At 68.3% G+C, this 16896-nt stretch carries 20 protein-coding genes; 13 read left to right on the forward strand and 7 right to left on the reverse strand.

Going from position 1 to position 16896, the window contains the following annotated elements; genetic code table 11:
- Positions 1-6 precede the first annotated feature (6 nt).
- Positions 7-1194, forward strand: coding sequence for a pyridoxal phosphate-dependent aminotransferase (locus EU805_RS07015; protein WP_129763233.1), 1188 nt, complete (start codon positions 7-9; stop codon positions 1192-1194).
- A gap of 66 nt (positions 1195-1260) precedes the next feature.
- Here the strand turns inward: EU805_RS07015 and EU805_RS07020 are convergent, their stop codons facing one another.
- Both EU805_RS07020 and EU805_RS07025 read right to left on the reverse strand, forming a co-directional pair.
- Positions 1261-1842 carry an outer membrane protein gene (locus tag EU805_RS07020; RefSeq protein ID WP_129763234.1) on the reverse strand — a complete coding sequence of 194 codons (582 nt, stop codon included), beginning with the start codon at positions 1840-1842 and terminating at the stop codon, positions 1261-1263.
- 122 nt (positions 1843-1964) lie between these two features.
- A complete protein-coding gene (locus EU805_RS07025; protein ID WP_129763235.1) occupies positions 1965-3092 on the reverse strand; it encodes an anhydro-N-acetylmuramic acid kinase in 1128 nt (375 codons plus the stop codon).
- Between the two features lie 61 nt (positions 3093-3153).
- Between EU805_RS07025 and tyrS the strand changes: the two genes are divergently transcribed.
- Positions 3154-4404 (forward strand): tyrosine--tRNA ligase, encoded by a 1251-nt coding sequence (gene tyrS / locus EU805_RS07030; RefSeq protein ID WP_129763236.1) that lies wholly within the window; start codon positions 3154-3156, stop codon positions 4402-4404.
- Here tyrS and EU805_RS17400 read toward each other — a convergent pair.
- The gene (locus tag EU805_RS17400) at positions 4401-4553 is read right to left on the reverse strand and encodes a hypothetical protein (protein WP_165351901.1); all 153 of its coding nucleotides are present in this window, start codon (positions 4551-4553) and stop codon (positions 4401-4403) included. The two genes, tyrS and EU805_RS17400, sit on opposite strands and share 4 nt — an antisense overlap.
- 45 nt (positions 4554-4598) lie before the next feature.
- On the opposite strand from EU805_RS17400, the gene EU805_RS07035 reads away from it, so the two are divergent.
- The 11 genes from EU805_RS07035 to EU805_RS07085 all read left to right on the forward strand — a co-directional run bounded on the left by EU805_RS07035 (position 4599) and on the right by EU805_RS07085 (position 14494).
- Positions 4599-5462, forward strand: a complete 864-nt coding sequence (locus EU805_RS07035; protein ID WP_129763237.1) for a GNAT family N-acetyltransferase — start codon at positions 4599-4601, stop codon at positions 5460-5462.
- A 51-nt stretch (positions 5463-5513) separates the two neighbouring features.
- Complete coding sequence (locus EU805_RS07040) at positions 5514-6761, forward strand: sodium:proton antiporter (RefSeq protein ID WP_129763238.1); 1248 nt, start codon at positions 5514-5516, stop codon at positions 6759-6761.
- Complete coding sequence (locus EU805_RS07045; RefSeq protein ID WP_129763239.1) at positions 6758-7600, forward strand: PhzF family phenazine biosynthesis protein; 843 nt, start codon at positions 6758-6760, stop codon at positions 7598-7600. The genes EU805_RS07040 and EU805_RS07045 overlap by 4 nt, the downstream gene beginning before the upstream one ends.
- Complete coding sequence (locus EU805_RS07050) at positions 7590-8561, forward strand: CorA family divalent cation transporter (protein ID WP_129763240.1); 972 nt, start codon at positions 7590-7592, stop codon at positions 8559-8561. The genes EU805_RS07045 and EU805_RS07050 overlap by 11 nt, the downstream gene beginning before the upstream one ends.
- Before the next feature lies 1 nt (position 8562).
- Positions 8563-8976, forward strand: a complete 414-nt coding sequence (locus EU805_RS07055) for a Fur family transcriptional regulator (RefSeq protein WP_255465869.1) — start codon at positions 8563-8565, stop codon at positions 8974-8976.
- A 282-nt stretch (positions 8977-9258) separates the two neighbouring features.
- The gene (locus tag EU805_RS07060) at positions 9259-10131 is read left to right on the forward strand and encodes a DMT family transporter (RefSeq protein ID WP_129763241.1); all 873 of its coding nucleotides are present in this window, start codon (positions 9259-9261) and stop codon (positions 10129-10131) included.
- A 49-nt stretch (positions 10132-10180) separates the two neighbouring features.
- Entirely contained in the window at positions 10181-11458 is a 1278-nt protein-coding gene (gene eno / locus EU805_RS07065) for a phosphopyruvate hydratase (protein WP_129763242.1), read from the forward strand.
- 244 nt (positions 11459-11702) lie between these two features.
- Positions 11703-12131, forward strand: coding sequence for a cupin domain-containing protein (locus EU805_RS07070; RefSeq protein WP_129763391.1), 429 nt, complete (start codon positions 11703-11705; stop codon positions 12129-12131).
- A 112-nt stretch (positions 12132-12243) separates the two neighbouring features.
- Positions 12244-12948: an ABC transporter permease gene (locus EU805_RS07075; protein WP_129763243.1), complete on the forward strand. Its 705-nt coding sequence runs from the start codon at positions 12244-12246 to the stop codon at positions 12946-12948.
- Complete coding sequence (locus EU805_RS07080) at positions 12942-13649, forward strand: ATP-binding cassette domain-containing protein (RefSeq protein ID WP_129763244.1); 708 nt, start codon at positions 12942-12944, stop codon at positions 13647-13649. The genes EU805_RS07075 and EU805_RS07080 overlap by 7 nt, the downstream gene beginning before the upstream one ends.
- Positions 13646-14494 (forward strand): substrate-binding domain-containing protein, encoded by an 849-nt coding sequence (locus EU805_RS07085; RefSeq protein WP_129763245.1) that lies wholly within the window; start codon positions 13646-13648, stop codon positions 14492-14494. Before EU805_RS07080 ends, EU805_RS07085 begins: the two co-directional genes overlap by 4 nt.
- Here the strand turns inward: EU805_RS07085 and EU805_RS07090 are convergent, their stop codons facing one another.
- The 4 genes from EU805_RS07090 to EU805_RS07105 are packed head-to-tail and all read right to left on the reverse strand — an operon-like array spanning position 14495 to position 16894.
- On the reverse strand, positions 14495-14971 hold the full coding sequence (locus EU805_RS07090; RefSeq protein ID WP_129763246.1) for a DUF6505 family protein: 477 nt from the start codon (positions 14969-14971) through the stop codon (positions 14495-14497).
- A complete protein-coding gene (locus tag EU805_RS07095; RefSeq protein WP_129763247.1) occupies positions 14968-15636 on the reverse strand; it encodes a biotin/lipoate--protein ligase family protein in 669 nt (222 codons plus the stop codon). Before EU805_RS07095 ends, EU805_RS07090 begins: the two co-directional genes overlap by 4 nt.
- Complete coding sequence (locus EU805_RS07100; RefSeq protein WP_129763248.1) at positions 15636-16703, reverse strand: Mrp/NBP35 family ATP-binding protein; 1068 nt, start codon at positions 16701-16703, stop codon at positions 15636-15638. The genes EU805_RS07095 and EU805_RS07100 overlap by 1 nt, the downstream gene beginning before the upstream one ends.
- Positions 16700-16894, reverse strand: a complete 195-nt coding sequence (locus tag EU805_RS07105) for a DUF6494 family protein (protein WP_129763249.1) — start codon at positions 16892-16894, stop codon at positions 16700-16702. Before EU805_RS07105 ends, EU805_RS07100 begins: the two co-directional genes overlap by 4 nt.
- Positions 16895-16896: the final 2 nt, after the last annotated feature.

Raw genomic sequence — 16896 nt, forward strand, 5'->3', positions numbered from 1 at the left:
GCGGGCATGAAACTCTCAGATCGCATACAGAATATCGTCACCGGCGGCGACGACGGCTGGTCCGTCTTCTACCGCGCCCGCGCGTTGCGCGACGCCGGTCATCCCATCATCGAGCTCACCATGGGCGAGCACGACATCGGCACCGATCGCGCGATCCTCGACGCGATGCACGAAAGCGGGCTGGCGGGCCATACCGGCTACAGCCTGGTGCCCGGCATGCCGGAGTTGCGTGCCGCCGTGGCCGCCCGCCTGCAGGAACGCACCGGCGTGCCCACGGGGTCCGAGAACGTCGTCATCACCCCCGGCGGCCAGGCCGCGCTCTTCGCCGCCCATGCCGCAGCCTGCGATCCGGGCGACGCGGCGCTCTTCATCGATCCCTATTACGCGACCTATCCCGGCACGATCCGCGCGGTGGGCGCCACGCCGCGCCCGGTCCGGGTCCGCGCGGAGGACGGCTTTCGTCCCCAACGTGCCGATCTCGAAGCCACGGCGGGTCCCGACGCACGGTCCTTGCTGATCAATTCGCCCAACAACCCCACCGGTGCCGTCTACGACCGTGCCACGCTGGAGGAGATCGCGGGCGTCTGCCAGGACCGCGATTTGTGGCTGATCTCGGACGAGGTCTACGACACGCAGGTCTGGGAGGGGGACCATATCTCTCCGCGCAGCCTGGACGGCATGGCCGGACGGACGCTGGTCGTGGGCTCCATGTCCAAGAGCCACGCGATGACCGGCAGCCGCGTGGGCTGGGTCGCGGGCCCGGCGGAGGCGATCCACGCCATCGGCGATCTTGCCACGCACAACACCTACGGCATCCCGCCCTTCATCCAGCGGGCGGCGCTTTTTGCGCTGGGCCGCGGTACGGAGCCGGAACAGCAGGTGGCCGAGCCCTTCCGCCGTCGCCGCAGCATCGTGCTGCGGGCCCTGGACGGACAGCGGGCGATCACCGCCTCGCCCATCGACGGGGCGATGTATGCCATGCTGGACGTGCGCGCGACGGGCATGACGGGGCTCGACTTCGCCAACGGGCTTCTTGATGCCGAACAGATCGGCGTCATGCCGGGCGAAAGCTTCGGCCAAGGCGGCGCGGGTCACATCCGCGTCGCGATGACGGTCGAGGATTCGCGGCTGGAAGAGGCGCTGGGACGCATCGTCGCCTACGCCGAGGGTCTGATGGCCGCGCGTACCGCCTGACGGCGATCCCGCAAAGAAGAACGGGCCTCCGAAGAGGCCCGTTTCACGTCCCAGTCGCAGGCGCGATCAGAATGCGAAGGACACGCGCAGCGACACCGTGGAGGCGTCGACGTCCGCGCCGCCGTCGTTGAAGTCGTCGAACTGGTGCTCGAGGTATTCGCCCGAGACGCGGATGTTTTCGTTGGCGGCGTACGCCAGGCCCAGACCGTAGAACGCACCGGTGTCATCGACACTGTCGACACCGTTGTCCACGTCCAGCTGGGCGACACCGGCGGTCACGTAGGGCAGGAAGCTGCCCGCGTTGTAGCCCGCGATCCCCTTCAGCCGTGCGACGCTTGCGTCGTCGAAGCCGTCGACGTCCAGATCGTCGTAATCGATTTCACCACCGACGACCACGGTCCCGAGGTCATAGAGGTAACCGGCGTGAACGCCGAAGCCATCCGCATCCGCGTCGGCATCGCCGACTTCGACGTCGCCCGTGACGATCTGGCCACCGGCGTAGAAGCCCGTCCAGCTGGGGTCCAGCACCACGGGCGCCGGGGCGACGGGCTGCGGTGCGGGGGTCGCGACGGCGTCGGCCAGGCTGCCCGCATGGGCGATACCGGCGGTGCCGATCAGTGCTGCGGTGGTGATTGCGAGCGTTCTCATGTCAGTGCCTCTTTCTTGACTGCTGTCTCTCAACCCGCCAGCTATGCCCGTGTTCCTCCCGGCGCAATGGGACCGGCCACTTTTCGGCCGAACCTTGCCGAATTTCGTCGCGTTCCAACCCCTTACCGAACGGCAGCCCGAGGGCGCGCCGCCTGTCCCGACGGGCGCGACAGCGTACCGCCGCTGACCGCGGCCCGCACGCCGGTCGTACCTTCGCAGGAGGTGGGCAAGCCTCGCGCCACGCGCACGGCGAGGTGGGCGAAGGCCTGCGCCTCCAGCATGTCACCGTCGAGGCCCGCCTCTTCCACCGGACGCAGCCGGACGGGAATCGAGGCCTCGATCATCCGCATCATCGTTGGGTTGTGCCGCCCGCCGCCGCAGACCCAGACCGTCTCGGGCGGGGCGGGACAGAATTCGAGCGCCGCCGCCACGCTAAGCGCCGTGGCCGCGGTGAGGGTCGCCGCGGCATCGGCGTCGCCCAGGGAGGTGACGGCCTCGGCCAGCGTGCGGAAGGTGTCGCGGTCGAGCGACTTCGGCGGGATCTTGTAGAAGTAGCCGTGCTCCAGGAAGGCCGCCACGATGTCGTCGTCGATCGTGCCACGCGCGGCCCATGCGCCGTCCTCGTCGCGGGCCTGCCCGGTGCGTGCCATCAGCGCGTCGTCCAGTAGCGCGTTCGCAGGGCCGGTGTCGAAGGCCAGAAGCGCGCCCGGCGCCTCGGGGCGGTCGCAGGCGGGGTCGATCCAGGTCAGGTTTCCGACCCCGCCGAGGTTCAGGAACGCAAGCGGCGCGGTGGCCTTCATCCACTTGGCCAGCGCGAAGTGATAGAACGGGGCCAGCGGCGCCCCCTGCCCGCCCAGCCGCACGTCGGCACTGCGGAAGTCCCAGACGACCGGCACGCCAAGACGCTCTGCCAGGTCCGCGCCGTCCCCCACCTGGTGGGTGCCGCGGCCTTGCGGATCGTGGGCCAGGGTCTGGCCGTGGAAGCCGATCAGATCGACGCTCTCGAACCCCGAGAGCAGCACGTCGTGGCCCTTGAGGATGATCGCCGCCGCCTCGGCCACGTCATCCTCCGGCCAGCGGCCCAGGGCGCGTCGCAATGCGGCACGTTCGGGGGTGGAATACTCGCGGTAGTCGCTGGGACCGAAGTCCACGATACGCTCGCCGTCGGTGACCAGCACGGCGGCGTCGATCCCGTCGAGAGAGGTGCCGGACATCGCGCCCAGCGCACGGATCGGTCCGGTGATCTTCATGCTCTTTCCCTTCGTGCCGACCGCCGCTATTGATGCCCCCTCACGACCCGAGGAACAAGCCATGACCTACCATCCCAAGTCGGACTTCATCGCGGTGATGAAGGAACGCGGCTTCCTGGCGGATTGCACCGATTACCAGGGCATGGACGAGGCGTTGAGCGCGGGGGTCGTGCCCGCCTATATCGGCTACGATGCCACCGCCGCGTCGCTTCACGTGGGCCACCTGATGAACATCATGGTCCTGCGCTGGCTGCAGAAGACCGGTCACAAGCCGATCACCCTGATGGGTGGCGGGACCACGAAGGTGGGCGATCCAAGCTTCCGCTCGGACGAGCGCCCGCTGCTGGGGCCCGACCAGATCCAGGACAACATCGACCGGATGCAGCGGGTCTTCGCACAGTACCTGTCCTACGGCGACGGGCCGACGGATGCAGTCATGCTCAACAACGCTGAATGGCTGGACCAGCTGAACTACCTCGATTTCCTGCGCGACATCGGGCGGCATTTCAGCGTGAACCGCATGCTGTCCTTCGAGAGCGTCAAGTCGCGGCTCGACCGCGAGCAATCGCTGTCGTTCCTCGAGTTCAACTACATGATCCTGCAGGCCTACGACTTCCTGGAGCTCAACCGCCGGCACGGCTGCCTTCTGCAGATGGGCGGATCCGACCAGTGGGGCAACATCGTCAACGGGATCGACCTGACCCGCCGCGTCGCCGACACCGAGATCTTCGGTCTGACGACGCCGCTTCTGACGACCTCCGACGGGCGCAAGATGGGCAAGAGTGCGGGGGGTGCCGTATGGCTGAACGGCGACATGCTGAGCCCCTACGAGTTCTGGCAGTTCTGGCGCAACACCACGGACGCGGACACGGGCAAGTTCCTCAAGCTCTTCACCGAGCTGCCGGTCGCGGAATGCGATCGTCTGGGCGCGCTGCAAGGGTCGGAGATCAACGAGGCCAAGATCCGGCTCGCCAACGAGGTCACGGCGCTTCTGCACGGCGAGGACGCCGCCCGCGCGGCGGAGGCCACCGCACGCGAGGTCTTCGAGCAAGGCGGCGTGGGCGCGGATCTGCCCACGCTGGAGCTGTCGCCCGCGGACATCGGCGCGGGGATTTCCATCGTGCAGCTGATCGTCCGGGCAGGCCTCGCCGGTTCGGGCAAGGAAGCCAAGCGCCTGATCGCGGAGAACGGCGCACGTCTGAACGATGCCCCGCTGGAGGACGCGGGCCTGATGGTCACGCCGGATATGCTGGACAGCCCGCTCAAGCTGAGCGCCGGCAAGAAGCGTCACGCGCTGGTCAAGCGCGCCTAGACCAGCGCCAGCACGACCCAGAGCAACAAGAGCGGCAGGCAGACCGCCGCGGCCAACAGCGCCGCACCCAACACCGTCGGGTGCGGCGCGCTGGCCTGAACACCCAGCACGGGGTGTGAGGTGACCTTGGGGACGCTCCTGGATTTCATGGCCCTCTTAACGCAGCTTTAGGTTTCCGGCGCGTTAATCGGGGCATGAAGGATTTCCTCCTGTCCCGCCCTCCGGTTCCGCTGGTGCAATCGCCCGCCTTCGCCACGGCGGTGCGCCACCTCGGGGGCCAGGCAGAGCTGCGGGCCTTGCCGGATGGCGGGTCGGTCGTCACGGTCTCGCGTCGCCTGCCCCTGCGCAGGGCCTTGCGTATGGTCTCGCGCGGGCCTGTCTTCGGGGCGCATACCGCGCCGGAGGACCGTCTGGCTTGTCTGCGCGGGCTGAGGCTTCACGTGGTCAATGCCCCCGATCCGGATGCGGGGCCGATGTTGCGCGCGGCCGGTTTCGGACAGGTGATGACCGCGGCGACGGTCGCGCAACTGACGACGCAACCCGATCTCGACCGGCAACTGGCCAACGCCCGGCCGAAATGGCGGAGCGATGCGCGCCAGGGGCTCCGCGCGGGGCTCGACCTGTGGTGCCGACCGTTCGAGACCGGTCGGGACGGCTGGCTTCTGACCCGTGATCTGGCCGCCCAGCGCCGCAAGGGCTACCGCGCGCTGCCGCCCGCCCTGTTGCGAGCGTTGCACCACGTGGCCCCGGGGGATCTGACCATGGCGGGGGCCGATCTCGACGGACGGACGGTGGCGGCGATGCTGTTCATCCGGCATGGAACATGCGCGACCTACCAGATCGGCTGGTCGGGCGCGCTCGGCCGTCGGGACCGCGCGCACCACGCGATGCTCGCACATGTGGCCCCGCGCTTCCACGCCTCGGGCGTGACGCAGATAGAGCTTGGCATGCTCGACACCGCGGCCACCCCCGGCCTTGCCCGGTTCAAGCTGGGGTCGGGAGCACGGCCGCAAACCCTGGGCGGGACATGGATACGAATGCCGGGTTGGCGCGGGTAAGATCGGCGTGATACCCCCGGCGGACACGCCCCCCGCGCCGGACCCTTGCCGATGACCCTGTTGCAGATCACCTCGCTTCTGATCGTCCTCGCGGGGCTCTTCGGTGCCGTGAACTACCTTTTCCTGCGACTGCCCTCGGCCATCGGGATCCTCGTCGTCTCGCTGATCGCCTCGCTATTGCTGATGGGACTGGACGCGGTGGTGCCGGGCCTTGGCATTGCGGACGTGGTGCGCTCGCAGGTCACGCAGCTGGAATTCTCCGATGCGCTGCTGGAGGGAATGCTGGGCCTGTTGCTCTTTGCCGGGGCGCTGCACGTGAAGACCTCGGACCTGGCGCGGGTCTGGCCCACGGTCGCGCTGATGGCGACCATGGGGATCGCCCTGTCGACGCTGATCGTGGGCTACGGGTTCAGCTGGCTCACGGGCATGCCGCTTCTGGTGGCGCTGGTCTTCGGGGCGTTGATCTCGCCCACCGATCCGGTGGCCGTCATGGGCGTGCTGCGTCAGACCAACCTCGCCAAGGCGCTGGAGACGAAGATCGCGGGCGAAAGCCTGTTCAACGACGGGGTGGGCTACGTGGTCTTCCTCGTCCTCGTGGACCTGGCCTTCGGGGCGGAGGGTCACGGCGACGGCCTGGGCGGGGCGGTCACGCTTTTCGTGCAGGAAGCGCTGGGCGGGGCGGTGCTGGGCCTCGTTCTGGGGTATCTGACGTTCCGGCTGATGCGCCGGATCGACGACTACAGCCTGGAGGTTCTGCTGACGCTGGGCCTGGCCTTCGGCGGCTACGAACTGGCGGTCGCCCTGCATTTCTCCGCGCCGATCATGGCGGTCTGCGCCGGGCTCCTGATCGGCGATATCGGCACCCGCCACGGCATGTCGGAGCAGACGCGCCGCTACGTCGAGGCCTTCTGGAAGCTGGTGGACGAGATCCTGAACGCGGTGCTCTTCCTGATGATCGGGGTCGAGGTCTTCGCGATCGCCTTCGAGGCGCCTTTCGTGGCCTACGGGGCCGCCGCCATCCTGCTGGCGCTTGCAGCACGGTTCGCCGCCGTGTCGGTGCCGGTCACGCTTCTGCGGCCTTTCCGAAACTATTCGGGCGGCGTGGTGCGGATCATGACCTGGGGCGGTCTGAAGGGCGGAATCTCGGTGGCCCTTGCGCTTTCGCTGCCGGACAGCGAATGGAAACCGCTCATCCTGACGGCCACCTACATGGTGGTGATCTTCTCGATCGTCGTGCAGGGCCTGACCGTGGGACGCCTGGCCGAAGCCGTCTCGCCCCAACCGGAGTTGCCGGAATGACCGTCTATGTCGTCTACGACGTCTTCACAGACACGCCCTTCGGGGGCAACCAGCTTGCGGTGATCCCCGACGGCGAAGGCGTGAAGCCGGAGCTTTTGCAGAAGATCACCGCCGAGTTCAATTTCTCCGAGGCGGTCTTCGTCTATCCACCCGACGATCTGCGCCATACGGCGAAGCTGCGGATCTTCACGCCATTGGCCGAGGTGCCCTTCGCCGGGCATCCGCTCATCGGTACCGCCGTGGCGCTCGCGGCGATGGGCTTCCCCACGGACATGATCCTAGAGACCGGGTCGGGACCCATCCCCTGCACGGTCGAAGGCCGGACCGCCTCCTTCACCGTGGCCACCCCCCTGACCCGCCATGCGGAACCGGACCCGGCACTGGTCGCCCGCGCGCTGGGGCTTGCGGAAGGGGACCTCGATCAACTGGGTCATCCCCCGGTGCAGGCCGACGTCGGATTGCCCTTCACCTTCGTCCGGCTGACCGACCGAGCGGCCCTGTCGCGTGCCTGCGCGGATGTCGCCGCGATGCGCGAGGGGCGCGATCGCTACCCCGCGGCGATGGATTTCGCCTGCTTTGCCTACGTGCGCGACGGCGACACCGTTCACGCGCGCATGTTCGCACCGCTCGACAACATCCCCGAGGATCCCGCCACCGGTAGCGCGAGCGCCGCCCTCGCGGCCCTTCTGCGCGAGCTCGACGGGGCCGACCAGTCCGTCGTGATCCACCAGGGAGAGGACATGGGCCGTCCCTCGCGGATAAAGGCGCGGGCCGGCGCCGCGGGCGTGACGATCACCGGCACGGCCGTCCAGACGATGGAGGGACGCCTTGTCCTCTGACGATCATACCCTCTCGCCGCTGTGTGCCTTCGACATCCACGCCGACGGCACCGCGCAGCCGGCGACCGACCTGCGCACCGCACCGGCGGACGGCGCGGCCTATCGCTGGTTGCACCTGGATCTGGCCGACCCGGGGCTTGCAGGGTGGACGACGCGGAACCTGCCCCCCCTCGCCCGGCGCACGCTGCTTGCGGACAAGACCCGCCCGCGCATGGACATGGGCGAAGGCGGTCTTTCGGTGACGCTGCGTGGCGTGAACCTCAACGACGGGGAAGAGACCGCGGACATGGTGTCGCTGCGGATCTGGATCGCGGAGGCGCTGATCGTCACCGTGCGCCGCCAGCGCGTCTTCGCGGTCGAGGAATTGCGCGCGCAGGTCGGTGCGGACGACGCCCCCCACAGCCCGGGCCACATGCTCGCGCGGATCACCGAAGGCCTGGTCAAACGGCTCGAGCAGATCGCCTTCGAGCGCGAGGATCTCGCCGACGACATGGAGGACGCCGTCTACGACGAGGACCGCGCCCCCGGCAGCGACCTGGCCCCGCTGCGGCGCGAGGTCATCAAGTTGCGCCGACACGTGGCCCCCCTGTCCGAGGCCCTAATGCAACTGGCCAAGTCGGACACGCCGCTGATCAAGCCCGATCTGCGCGCCCGGATGCGCGACACCGCCAGCCGCGCGCGCTGGGCGCTGGAGGAACTGCTGGAGGTCCACGAGCGGCTGGAGGCGATGGCCGATCACCTCGACGCCATCCACGACGCCCGCCTGGAGCGCAACAGCTACCGTCTGTCGGTGGTGGCCGCGATCTTCCTGCCGATCAGTTTCCTGACGGGCCTGTTCGGCGTGAACGTGGGCGGAATGCCGGGGATCGACAGCCCCCATGCCTTCGCGATCCTGTGTGTCGGGATGGGCGTGGTCGCCGTGGCGTCCTACGTCGTGATGCGCCTGCTGCGGTGGTTCTGACGTGGTGGGCTGGATCGAACGCCGTGTGGCCGAGGCGGGCCTGCGCATGACCGCCCCGCGCCGGGTCATCGCGGGCGTGCTGGACCGCGCCACCGATCACCCCGACGTGGAGGAATTGCACCGCCGCGCCATGGCGCAGGATGCCCGGATCTCGCTGGCGACGGTTTACCGGACGGTGAAGCTCTTCGAGGAGAAGGGAATCCTCGAAAAGCACGACTTCGGCTACGGGCGGGCACGCTACGAACCCGCCGACGGCGCGCACCACGACCACCTGATCGACATGACCACCGGCCGCGTCATCGAGTTCGTCGACCCGGAGATCGAGGCCCTGCAGGAACGCATCGCCGCCCGACTGGGCTACCGGCTCAAGGGCCACCGGCTGGAACTTTACGGGGTGCCGGTCAAGAGGGACTGATCGGGACCTTCGGCTGCGGACGCGCAGGACAGGTCCGGGCGCGCCCCTGCCGCAGGGCGCTGCGGGCGCCCGGGACAGCGCAAGAGGTCGGGCCGGGATTTCGCGTCATCCGGACGGGGCGTTCGAGCGATCCGAGCGTCTGCGAGGGTTGTGATGATGGAGGGGGCTCTGCCCCCGCCCGTGCCGGGCTCCCCCGGGATATTTGGAGCCAGAAGAAGAGGTGGGGTGGCGCTTCGGGACGGCGCTGCGTATCGCTGCGGAGGTGAACCAGCGGGGACCGGCATGGACAATCTCAAGGGCGGCCTGCTGATGGTCCTGGCGATGCTGGGGTTCGCCATCGAGGACATGTTCATCAAGCTGCTGGCGGGCTCACTTTCTGTGGGGGCGATCCTGGTGGTGCTGGGCCTGGGCGGCGGCGTGGTTTTCGGCGCGCTCGGCCTCGCCCGCGGGGACCGGCTGTGGTCGCGGGATCTGCTTCATCCGATGGTGCTCTTGCGCAACGGGTGCGAGGTCCTGGGCACGGTGGGCTTCGTAACCGCCATCGCCCTGACGCCGATTTCCTCTGCCAGTGCGATCCTTCAGGCGATCCCGCTGTTCGTGACCGCCGGCGCGGCCCTGTTTCTGGGCGAGACGGTCGGCTGGCGGCGCTGGGTCGCGGTGGCGGTCGGCTTTTTGGGGGTGCTTCTGATCCTGCGCCCGGGGCTTGACGCCTTCGAGCCGGCCTCGCTCTTTGCCCTGCAGGGCGCGGTGTTCCTGGCCGGACGCGACCTTGCCACGCGCGGCGTACCGCCGTCGGTCACGAGCCTGCAGTTGTCGACCTATGCCTTTCTGGTGATCGTGCCGACGGGCGCCGCCGTCGTCGCGTTCACCGACCAGACCTTCGACGTGCCCCACGGAGGGGCGCTGGTGCTGGCGGGGCTCTGCGTTCTGACCGGCGTCCTGGCCTATTACACGATCGTTGCGGCAACCCGGGTCGGAGAGGTCTCCTTCGTGTCGCCCTTCCGCTACAGCCGACTGGTCTTCGCGCTGATCGTCGGTGTCTTCGTCTTCGGCGAACGGCCCGATGTCTTCGTGCTGGCGGGCTCCGCCATCGTCGTGGCCTCGGGCCTCTATTCCTTCCTGCGCGAATCCCGTCGCCGCGCTTCCCTTCCCTAGGGTCGCTTGCTAAACGCGATCCAACCCCCTTGCTTCAGGAGCCAGCCCCATGAGCGCGATCATCGACATCCACGCCCGAGAGATCCTCGACAGCCGCGGCAACCCCACGGTCGAGGTCGACGTCACGCTGGAGGACGGCACCATGGGCCGGGCCGCAGTGCCGTCGGGCGCCTCGACGGGCGTGCACGAAGCGCACGAACGGCGCGACGGCGACACCGGCCGCTACATGGGCAAGGGCGTGCTGGAAGCGGTCGAGGCCGTGAACGGAGAGATTGCCGGGGAACTGCTTGACTTCGACGCCACCGACCAGGTCGGCATCGACATGACGATGATCGAACTCGACGGCACCGACAACAAGGGCCGCCTGGGCGCCAACGCGATCCTCGGCGTGTCGCTCGCCGTGGCGAAGGCGGCCGCCGACGTGACCTCCCAGCCGCTCTTTCGCTACATCGGCGGCACCTCCGCGCGGACCTTGCCGGTGCCGATGATGAACATCATCAACGGTGGAGAGCACGCCGACAACCCGATCGACATCCAGGAATTCATGATTATGCCGGTGGCCGCGGACAACATCCGCGAAGCCGTCCGCATGGGCGCCGAGGTGTTCCACACGCTCAAGAAGGAACTCTCCAAGGCCGGCCACAACACCGGCATCGGCGACGAGGGCGGTTTCGCGCCCGGCCTGTCGAGCACGCGCGAGGCGCTGGACTTCATCCTGCGCTCGGTCGAGACGGCGGGCTTCAAGCCGGGCGAGGACATCTACCTCGCGCTCGACTGCGCCTCGACCGAGTACTTCAAGGACGGCTCCTACGAGATGAAGGGCGAAGGCAAGTCGCTGACGTCCGAGCAGAACGTCGATTACCTCGAACAGCTGGTGTCGGACTATCCGATCATCAGCATCGAGGACGGCATGGCCGAGGACGACTGGGACGGCTGGAAGATGCTGACCGACCGCCTGGGCAACCGCGTGCAGCTGGTGGGCGACGATCTGTTCGTCACCAACCCCGCGCGGCTGGCCGAGGGCATCAAGAAGGGCAGCGCCAATTCCATGCTGGTCAAGGTCAATCAGATCGGCACCCTGACCGAGACCTTGCAGGCCGTCGAGATGGCCCACCGCGCGGGTTTCACCAACGTGATGTCCCACCGCTCCGGCGAGACCGAGGACGCGACCATCGCGGATCTGGCGGTGGCGACGAACTGCGGCCAGATCAAGACCGGATCCCTGTCGCGTTCGGACCGGTTGGCGAAATACAACCAGCTGATCCGGATCGAGGAGATGCTGGGCGATACCGCGCTCTACGCGGGCCGCGGCATCCTGCGCGGGTGATGCGATGTGGTCCGGGGCGTCTTGCGGTCCGGACCACGCGGTCTTGCGCCGCGGATCGTGCCCTCTGCGCCCATGGTAACGTTTACGCTGTTAACATTTTTGTTTACTCGACCGGTGCCGCATGAAATTCTGCACCGGACGCCGGATTGCACGGTTCGAAAGGTTCGCAAGGGGTGTATCGGCGCCGACGGTAAAGCGATGAGGAAGCTACCGCATGACGAATTCGCTTGGGCGCATCGCGCACATGGGCACGGCGCAACTCATCAGCTACCTGGACCTCGCCCCGCATCCCGAGGGCGGCTGGTTCCGCGAAACCTGGATGGTCGCGGCTCAGACCGGTCATCGTCCGGCCGCCACGGGGATCTATTACCTTCTTGCCGGGAACGATCGCAGCCGTTGGCACAGGATCGACTGCTCGGAAATCTGGATGTTCCACGCGGGCGCGCCCTTGGAGATTTCGATCTCGCCCACCGAAGCGGGTCCGGCGCGGGATGTCTTGCTGGGCTCGGAACTGGGGACGCCGCAACTGCCACAGGTGGAGGTCGAACCCTTCCACTGGCAATCGGCCCGGACGACGGGCGACTGGACCTTGTGCAGCTGCATCTGCGCGCCCGGCTTTCTTTACGAGACCCTGGAAATAGCGGAACCGGGGTTCGATATCCCGCGCGCCTGATACCGTGGGGCCCGACGCGCCGCAACGGGCCGCGACGTGTCTCAAGTGCCGAGCTTTTCCCTGATCCCGTGCCGGATATCCCGGACCGGCGCGATCCGCGGCGTTCGAACCGATGAACGACATCACCCTGGGCCTGCTCGAGGCGGCACGGCTGGTCATGACGCTCGACCCGGAACTGGTCGCGATCAGCCTGCTGTCCTTGCGCGTGACCTTGTCGGCGCTCGTCTTCGCCAGCCTCATCGCGATCCCGCTGGGCACCTTGCTTGCCATCCAGCGGTTCCGCTTCCGCCGCACGGCGATCGCGCTACTCAACGCGCTGATGGGGCTGCCGCCGGTCGTCGTGGGACTGGTGGTCTACGTGCTGCTGTCGCGTTCGGGCCCCTTGGGCGTGCTGGGGCTGCTATTCACGCCGACGGCGATGATTGCAGCACAGGTCATCATCATCACGCCGCTCATCGCCTCCGTCACGCATCAGGCGATGCGCGATCTGTGGTCGGACTACCACGACCTGCTGATCTCGCTGAACACCTCGAAGGCGCAGCGCATCGCCACCTTGATGTGGGACGGGAGGCGAACGCTTCTCACGGCGGCGCTCGCGGGCTTCGGTCGCGCGATCGGTGAGGTCGGCGCCATCATGATCGTGGGCGGCAACATCGACAACGCGACCCGGGTGCTGACCACGGCCATCGCGCTCGAGACCGGCAAGGGCAACTTCGCGCTGGCGCTGGGGCTGGGCTTCGTGCTGATCGGGCTTGCGATCGCGGTGAACTTCGCGATCCATGCCCTCAGCCGCACCGAACGCGAGGGCCGGTGGTGAGCCGCATTCTGCCCCTGCACGCCCGCGGCCTCGAGGTGCGGCGCCGCGGCAAGCGCCTGCTTGGGCCGGTGGATCTGACGCTGGAACCGGGCGGTTTGACGACGGTGATGGGTCCCAACGGATCGGGCAAGACCACGCTTTTGCGCGCCCTGCACGGGGTCGAGCGGCTGTCCGCAGGGCGCATCGACTGGGCCGCCCCGCCCGAGGCCGCCCAGGCCTTCGTCTTCCAGACGCCGATCATGCTGCGCCGCTCGGTCGCGGCCAACCTCGTCTATCCGCTGAAACTGGCGGGCGTGCCGCGCGCGACACGCCTGGCGGCGGCCCGCGACTGGGCCGGGCGCATCGGCCTGTCGGACCGGCTCGACACGCAGGCACCGCGTCTCTCGGGCGGGGAACGGCAGAAGCTGGCCTTGGCCCGAGCGCTGATCCGCCAACCCCAGATGCTGTTCCTGGACGAACCTTGTGCCAGTCTCGACGGGGCTGCTACGCAGGCGATCGAGGACCTTCTGCGCAAAGCGCGCGACGCCGGCGTCACGATCCTCATGGCGACCCACGACCTTGGGCAGGCCCGCCGCCTGTCCGACCGCGCGATTTTCATGCGGGCGGGCCAAATCGAGGAACACGGCCCCGCCGGGGACGTTTTCGACAGACCAACATCGGCGGCCCTGTCCGCTTTCCTGAACGGAGACATCGTCACATGACCCCCCGCCCCCTGCTCGCCGGAACCTTCCTTCTCGCCGCCCTGCCCGTCCAGGCACAGGAAATGCGCATGGCCGTGACCACCTCGTTCGAGAACTCCGGCCTGGCCGATGTTCTTCTGCCCGCCATCGCGGAAGACACCGGCATCGAGGTCCAGCTTCTCGTGGTCGGCACCGGCCAGGCCATCCGCCTCGGCGAGGCGGGCGACGTCGACGCGATCCTCGTGCACGCGCAGGCCGCCGAGGAGGAATTCGTCTCCGCCGGCTTCGGCACGGCGCGCCAGCCCATCATGTACAACGACTTCGTGATCGTGGGCCCGTCAGAGGATCCCGCAGGACTTGCGGACCTCAGCTCCGCCGTCGCGGCCGTGACCGCCGTCGAGATGACCGAGGCCCCCTTCGTGAGCCGCGGCGACGACAGCGGCACCCACAAGGCGGAACTGGCCTTGTGGAGCGAGGCCCTGCTGGACCCCGAAACCTTCGGGCCGTGGTACAACGCCGTGGGCGCCGGCATGGGCTCTGCGCTGAATACCGCGGCGGGCTTGAATGCCTATATCCTGGCCGATCGCGCAAGCTGGCTGAATTTCGGCAACAAGGGCGATCTCGCGGTGCTGTTCGAAGGCGATCCTGCGCTCTACAACCAGTACACCTATATTCCCGTGAACCCCGAACGGCACCCGAACGTGCAGGCCGACCTTGCGATGGAATTGCAGGACTGGCTGACCTCCCCCGCCGCGCAAGAGCTGATCGACAACTACACGATCGCGGGTGAGGCCCTGTTCGTCTTCAACGCCGATGACCCCGAAGCGGCCAGCCCGACGCCCCCGGCACCGGCCCCCATCGAGTGATCAATCCTCGGTGACGTGCAGGGCGAATTGCTCCAACCCGGCCTCCTGCGCCTCGATGGCGCGGTAGGTCTCCCGGACGCCGCCTTCGGTCAGTTCGCGCGCCACGGCCAGCAAGGTGTTGGGCGCGTGATCCTCGCACAGGTCGGTCATCTGCGCGAGTTCCTCCACCGCGACGGGACGCGCGGCGGCGGCGTCCGGCGCCCCGTAGATCGTGACGAAATGGGCGGCGAGCATGTCCGCGAGGCGCGCAAGCTCCGCCTCCTCGATCGCGGTCACGGCAACGAATGTGACGCGCCCCCAGGTCTCAAGCCCCAGCCAACCGTTGGAGAACGCCTGACGCGCCTTGCCCGTCAGATCGCCCTCCCCCCAGTTCGAGAACTCGAACCCGCCGGGGATGCACCATTCCCCGGTGCGGGCGGGATTGTGGAAGATCCGCGTATCGCTTTCGTCGAAGTGGATCGCACGGGCCAGTTTCATGGGACGTCCTTTCTCAGGGCGGTGAGCGGGACCAGCGTGGTGTCCTCGCCCGATTTCAGCACCAGCGCGAAGGTGTCGTCCAGACCCAGCGCGGTGCCGGTGTGTCCGGCCACGGTAACGGTCTGCCCGATCTCGTCCGACAGCCCGCTCCAGTCGCGCAGCAAGGGGGCCGCACCGTCGTGTTCCCAAGTGTCGAGCCAGGACAGCGTGTGGCGCACCCAGGCCGACAGAAGCTCGGGCGGCGTGACATCGCCGCACCCTTCGGCGTAGAGCGCCGTGCGGTCGGGCGTATGGCCGCCGTCGCCCTCGGACGGCCACAAGTCGAGCGCAAGACCGATCACCAGCCAGTCGACCCCGGCGTAGAGGCTCAGCGCTCCGCAGGTCCCGCCGTTGAGCCGGATCGCACCATCCCAGCCGAGGTGCACCGCGACCTCCGGCGGGGCCAGCACGCCCAGCGCGTTCTGAAACCCCACCGCGCAGAGCGGCAGCATGACGGCGGCGTCTTCCGGCGGGATCTCCGGCGCGAAGAGGATCGCCGCGCGCATCCGGGTCTGAGCCAGATCGTGCAGGACGAGGCCAGGCGCCTCCCCGGCGCGGCCCGCCGCCGCAGCTTCGCCGACCGGGTCGGTGCTGGACCGGTCGCGAAACAGTGGCGGCAGGTCCATCAGGCCTCGCCCCTGTCGATCATGCCGCGCGCGATGTCGCGGAAGGCCTGCGCCTGCGCGCTTTCGGGGTCGGACACCACGATCGGCGCCCCCCCGTCAGAGGCGGTGCGGATCGCCATGTGCAGCGGCACCTCCGCCAGCAGTGGCACGCCCAGCTTGGCCGATTCCGCCGCAACGCCGCCATGGCCGAAGACGTGTTCCTCGTGCCCGCAGTTCGAACAGATATGCGTCGACATGTTCTCGACCATGCCGAGGATCGGGACGTTCAACTGCTTGAACATGTCGATCCCCTTGCGCGCGTCCAGAAGGGCGATGTCCTGCGGGGTCGACACGACGATGGCCCCGTCGACCTGCGCCTTCTGGGCCAGCGTCATCTGCACGTCCCCGGTGCCCGGCGGCAGGTCCACCAGCAGCACGTCGAGCGCGCCCCATTGGACCTGGTTCAGCATCTGCTGGAGCGCGCCCATCAGCATTGGACCGCGCCAGACCACGGCTTGATCCTCGTTGGTCATCAGGCCGATCGACATCATCGTCACGCCGTAGTTCCTGAGCGGCAGGATGGTCTGGCCGTCGGGGCTTGCGGGTCGACCCGAGACGCCCAGCATCCGCGGCTGGCTCGGCCCGTAGACATCGGCGTCCATAAGCCCGACGCGACGCCCCTCTGCGGCCAGCGCACAGGCGAGGTTCGCGGTCAGCGTCGACTTGCCCACGCCCCCCTTTCCGGAGGCGATCGCCACGATCCGGTCCACGCCCGGCACCTTCTGCGGCCCTTTCGGACCCGCCGGCTTGCCGGGCTTGAGGTCGGGCGGCGCCTCGGGCGTCGAATGGGCAGTCATGACGACGCTGACCCGGCTCACCCCGTCGAGGGCGTCCAGCCTGGCTTCGGCCTCGGCCTTCACCGCCTCGTAGTCCCTGGCGCGGGACGGCGCGATCTCCAGCACGAAACGGACGGCGCCTGCGTCGAGCGTCAGCGCCTTCACCGCCCCGCTTTCGGTCAGGGGGCCGCCGGTCGCGGGGTCGGTGATCCCGGCCAGCGCGGCAAGGACGTCGTCGCGGGTCGCGGTCATTGCTGTCCTTCGATCTTGCCGGTGACGACGTGTTCGAGGTCCAGCCCGTCGATGGTCAGCACGACCTTGGCCTGGAACGTCTTGCCGGCGGTGTCCTGTCCGCGCATCGCCTCCTCGATGGCCTGCTGGCTGGTCACGCCCACCTGCTTGAGGAACTTGCGCATCGACATGTTGAAGCTGTCGTCGGTCATAA

It is taken from the genome of Salipiger sp. IMCC34102 (assembly GCF_004145405.1).
Taxonomy (GTDB): domain Bacteria; phylum Pseudomonadota; class Alphaproteobacteria; order Rhodobacterales; family Rhodobacteraceae; genus Loktanella.

Coding starts and splice junctions, on each gene's coding strand:
- EU805_RS07070 (WP_129763391.1), top strand. CDS start 11,703: ATGGGCACGGCGCAACTCATCAGCTACCTGGACCTCGCCCCGCATCCC.
- EU805_RS07075 (WP_129763243.1), top strand. CDS start 12,244: ATGAACGACATCACCCTGGGCCTGCTCGAGGCGGCACGGCTGGTCATG.
- EU805_RS07090 (WP_129763246.1), bottom strand. CDS start 14,971: ATGAAACTGGCCCGTGCGATCCACTTCGACGAAAGCGATACGCGGATC.
- tyrS (WP_129763236.1), top strand. CDS start 3,154: ATGACCTACCATCCCAAGTCGGACTTCATCGCGGTGATGAAGGAACGC.
- EU805_RS17400 (WP_165351901.1), bottom strand. CDS start 4,553: ATGAAATCCAGGAGCGTCCCCAAGGTCACCTCACACCCCGTGCTGGGT.
- EU805_RS07040 (WP_129763238.1), top strand. CDS start 5,514: ATGACCCTGTTGCAGATCACCTCGCTTCTGATCGTCCTCGCGGGGCTC.
- EU805_RS07085 (WP_129763245.1), top strand. CDS start 13,646: ATGACCCCCCGCCCCCTGCTCGCCGGAACCTTCCTTCTCGCCGCCCTG.
- eno (WP_129763242.1), top strand. CDS start 10,181: ATGAGCGCGATCATCGACATCCACGCCCGAGAGATCCTCGACAGCCGC.
- EU805_RS07060 (WP_129763241.1), top strand. CDS start 9,259: ATGGACAATCTCAAGGGCGGCCTGCTGATGGTCCTGGCGATGCTGGGG.
- EU805_RS07035 (WP_129763237.1), top strand. CDS start 4,599: ATGAAGGATTTCCTCCTGTCCCGCCCTCCGGTTCCGCTGGTGCAATCG.
- EU805_RS07020 (WP_129763234.1), bottom strand. CDS start 1,842: ATGAGAACGCTCGCAATCACCACCGCAGCACTGATCGGCACCGCCGGT.
- EU805_RS07105 (WP_129763249.1), bottom strand. CDS start 16,894: ATGACCGACGACAGCTTCAACATGTCGATGCGCAAGTTCCTCAAGCAG.
- EU805_RS07025 (WP_129763235.1), bottom strand. CDS start 3,092: ATGAAGATCACCGGACCGATCCGTGCGCTGGGCGCGATGTCCGGCACC.
- EU805_RS07015 (WP_129763233.1), top strand. CDS start 7: ATGAAACTCTCAGATCGCATACAGAATATCGTCACCGGCGGCGACGAC.
- EU805_RS07100 (WP_129763248.1), bottom strand. CDS start 16,703: ATGACCGCGACCCGCGACGACGTCCTTGCCGCGCTGGCCGGGATCACC.
- EU805_RS07095 (WP_129763247.1), bottom strand. CDS start 15,636: ATGGACCTGCCGCCACTGTTTCGCGACCGGTCCAGCACCGACCCGGTC.
- EU805_RS07045 (WP_129763239.1), top strand. CDS start 6,758: ATGACCGTCTATGTCGTCTACGACGTCTTCACAGACACGCCCTTCGGG.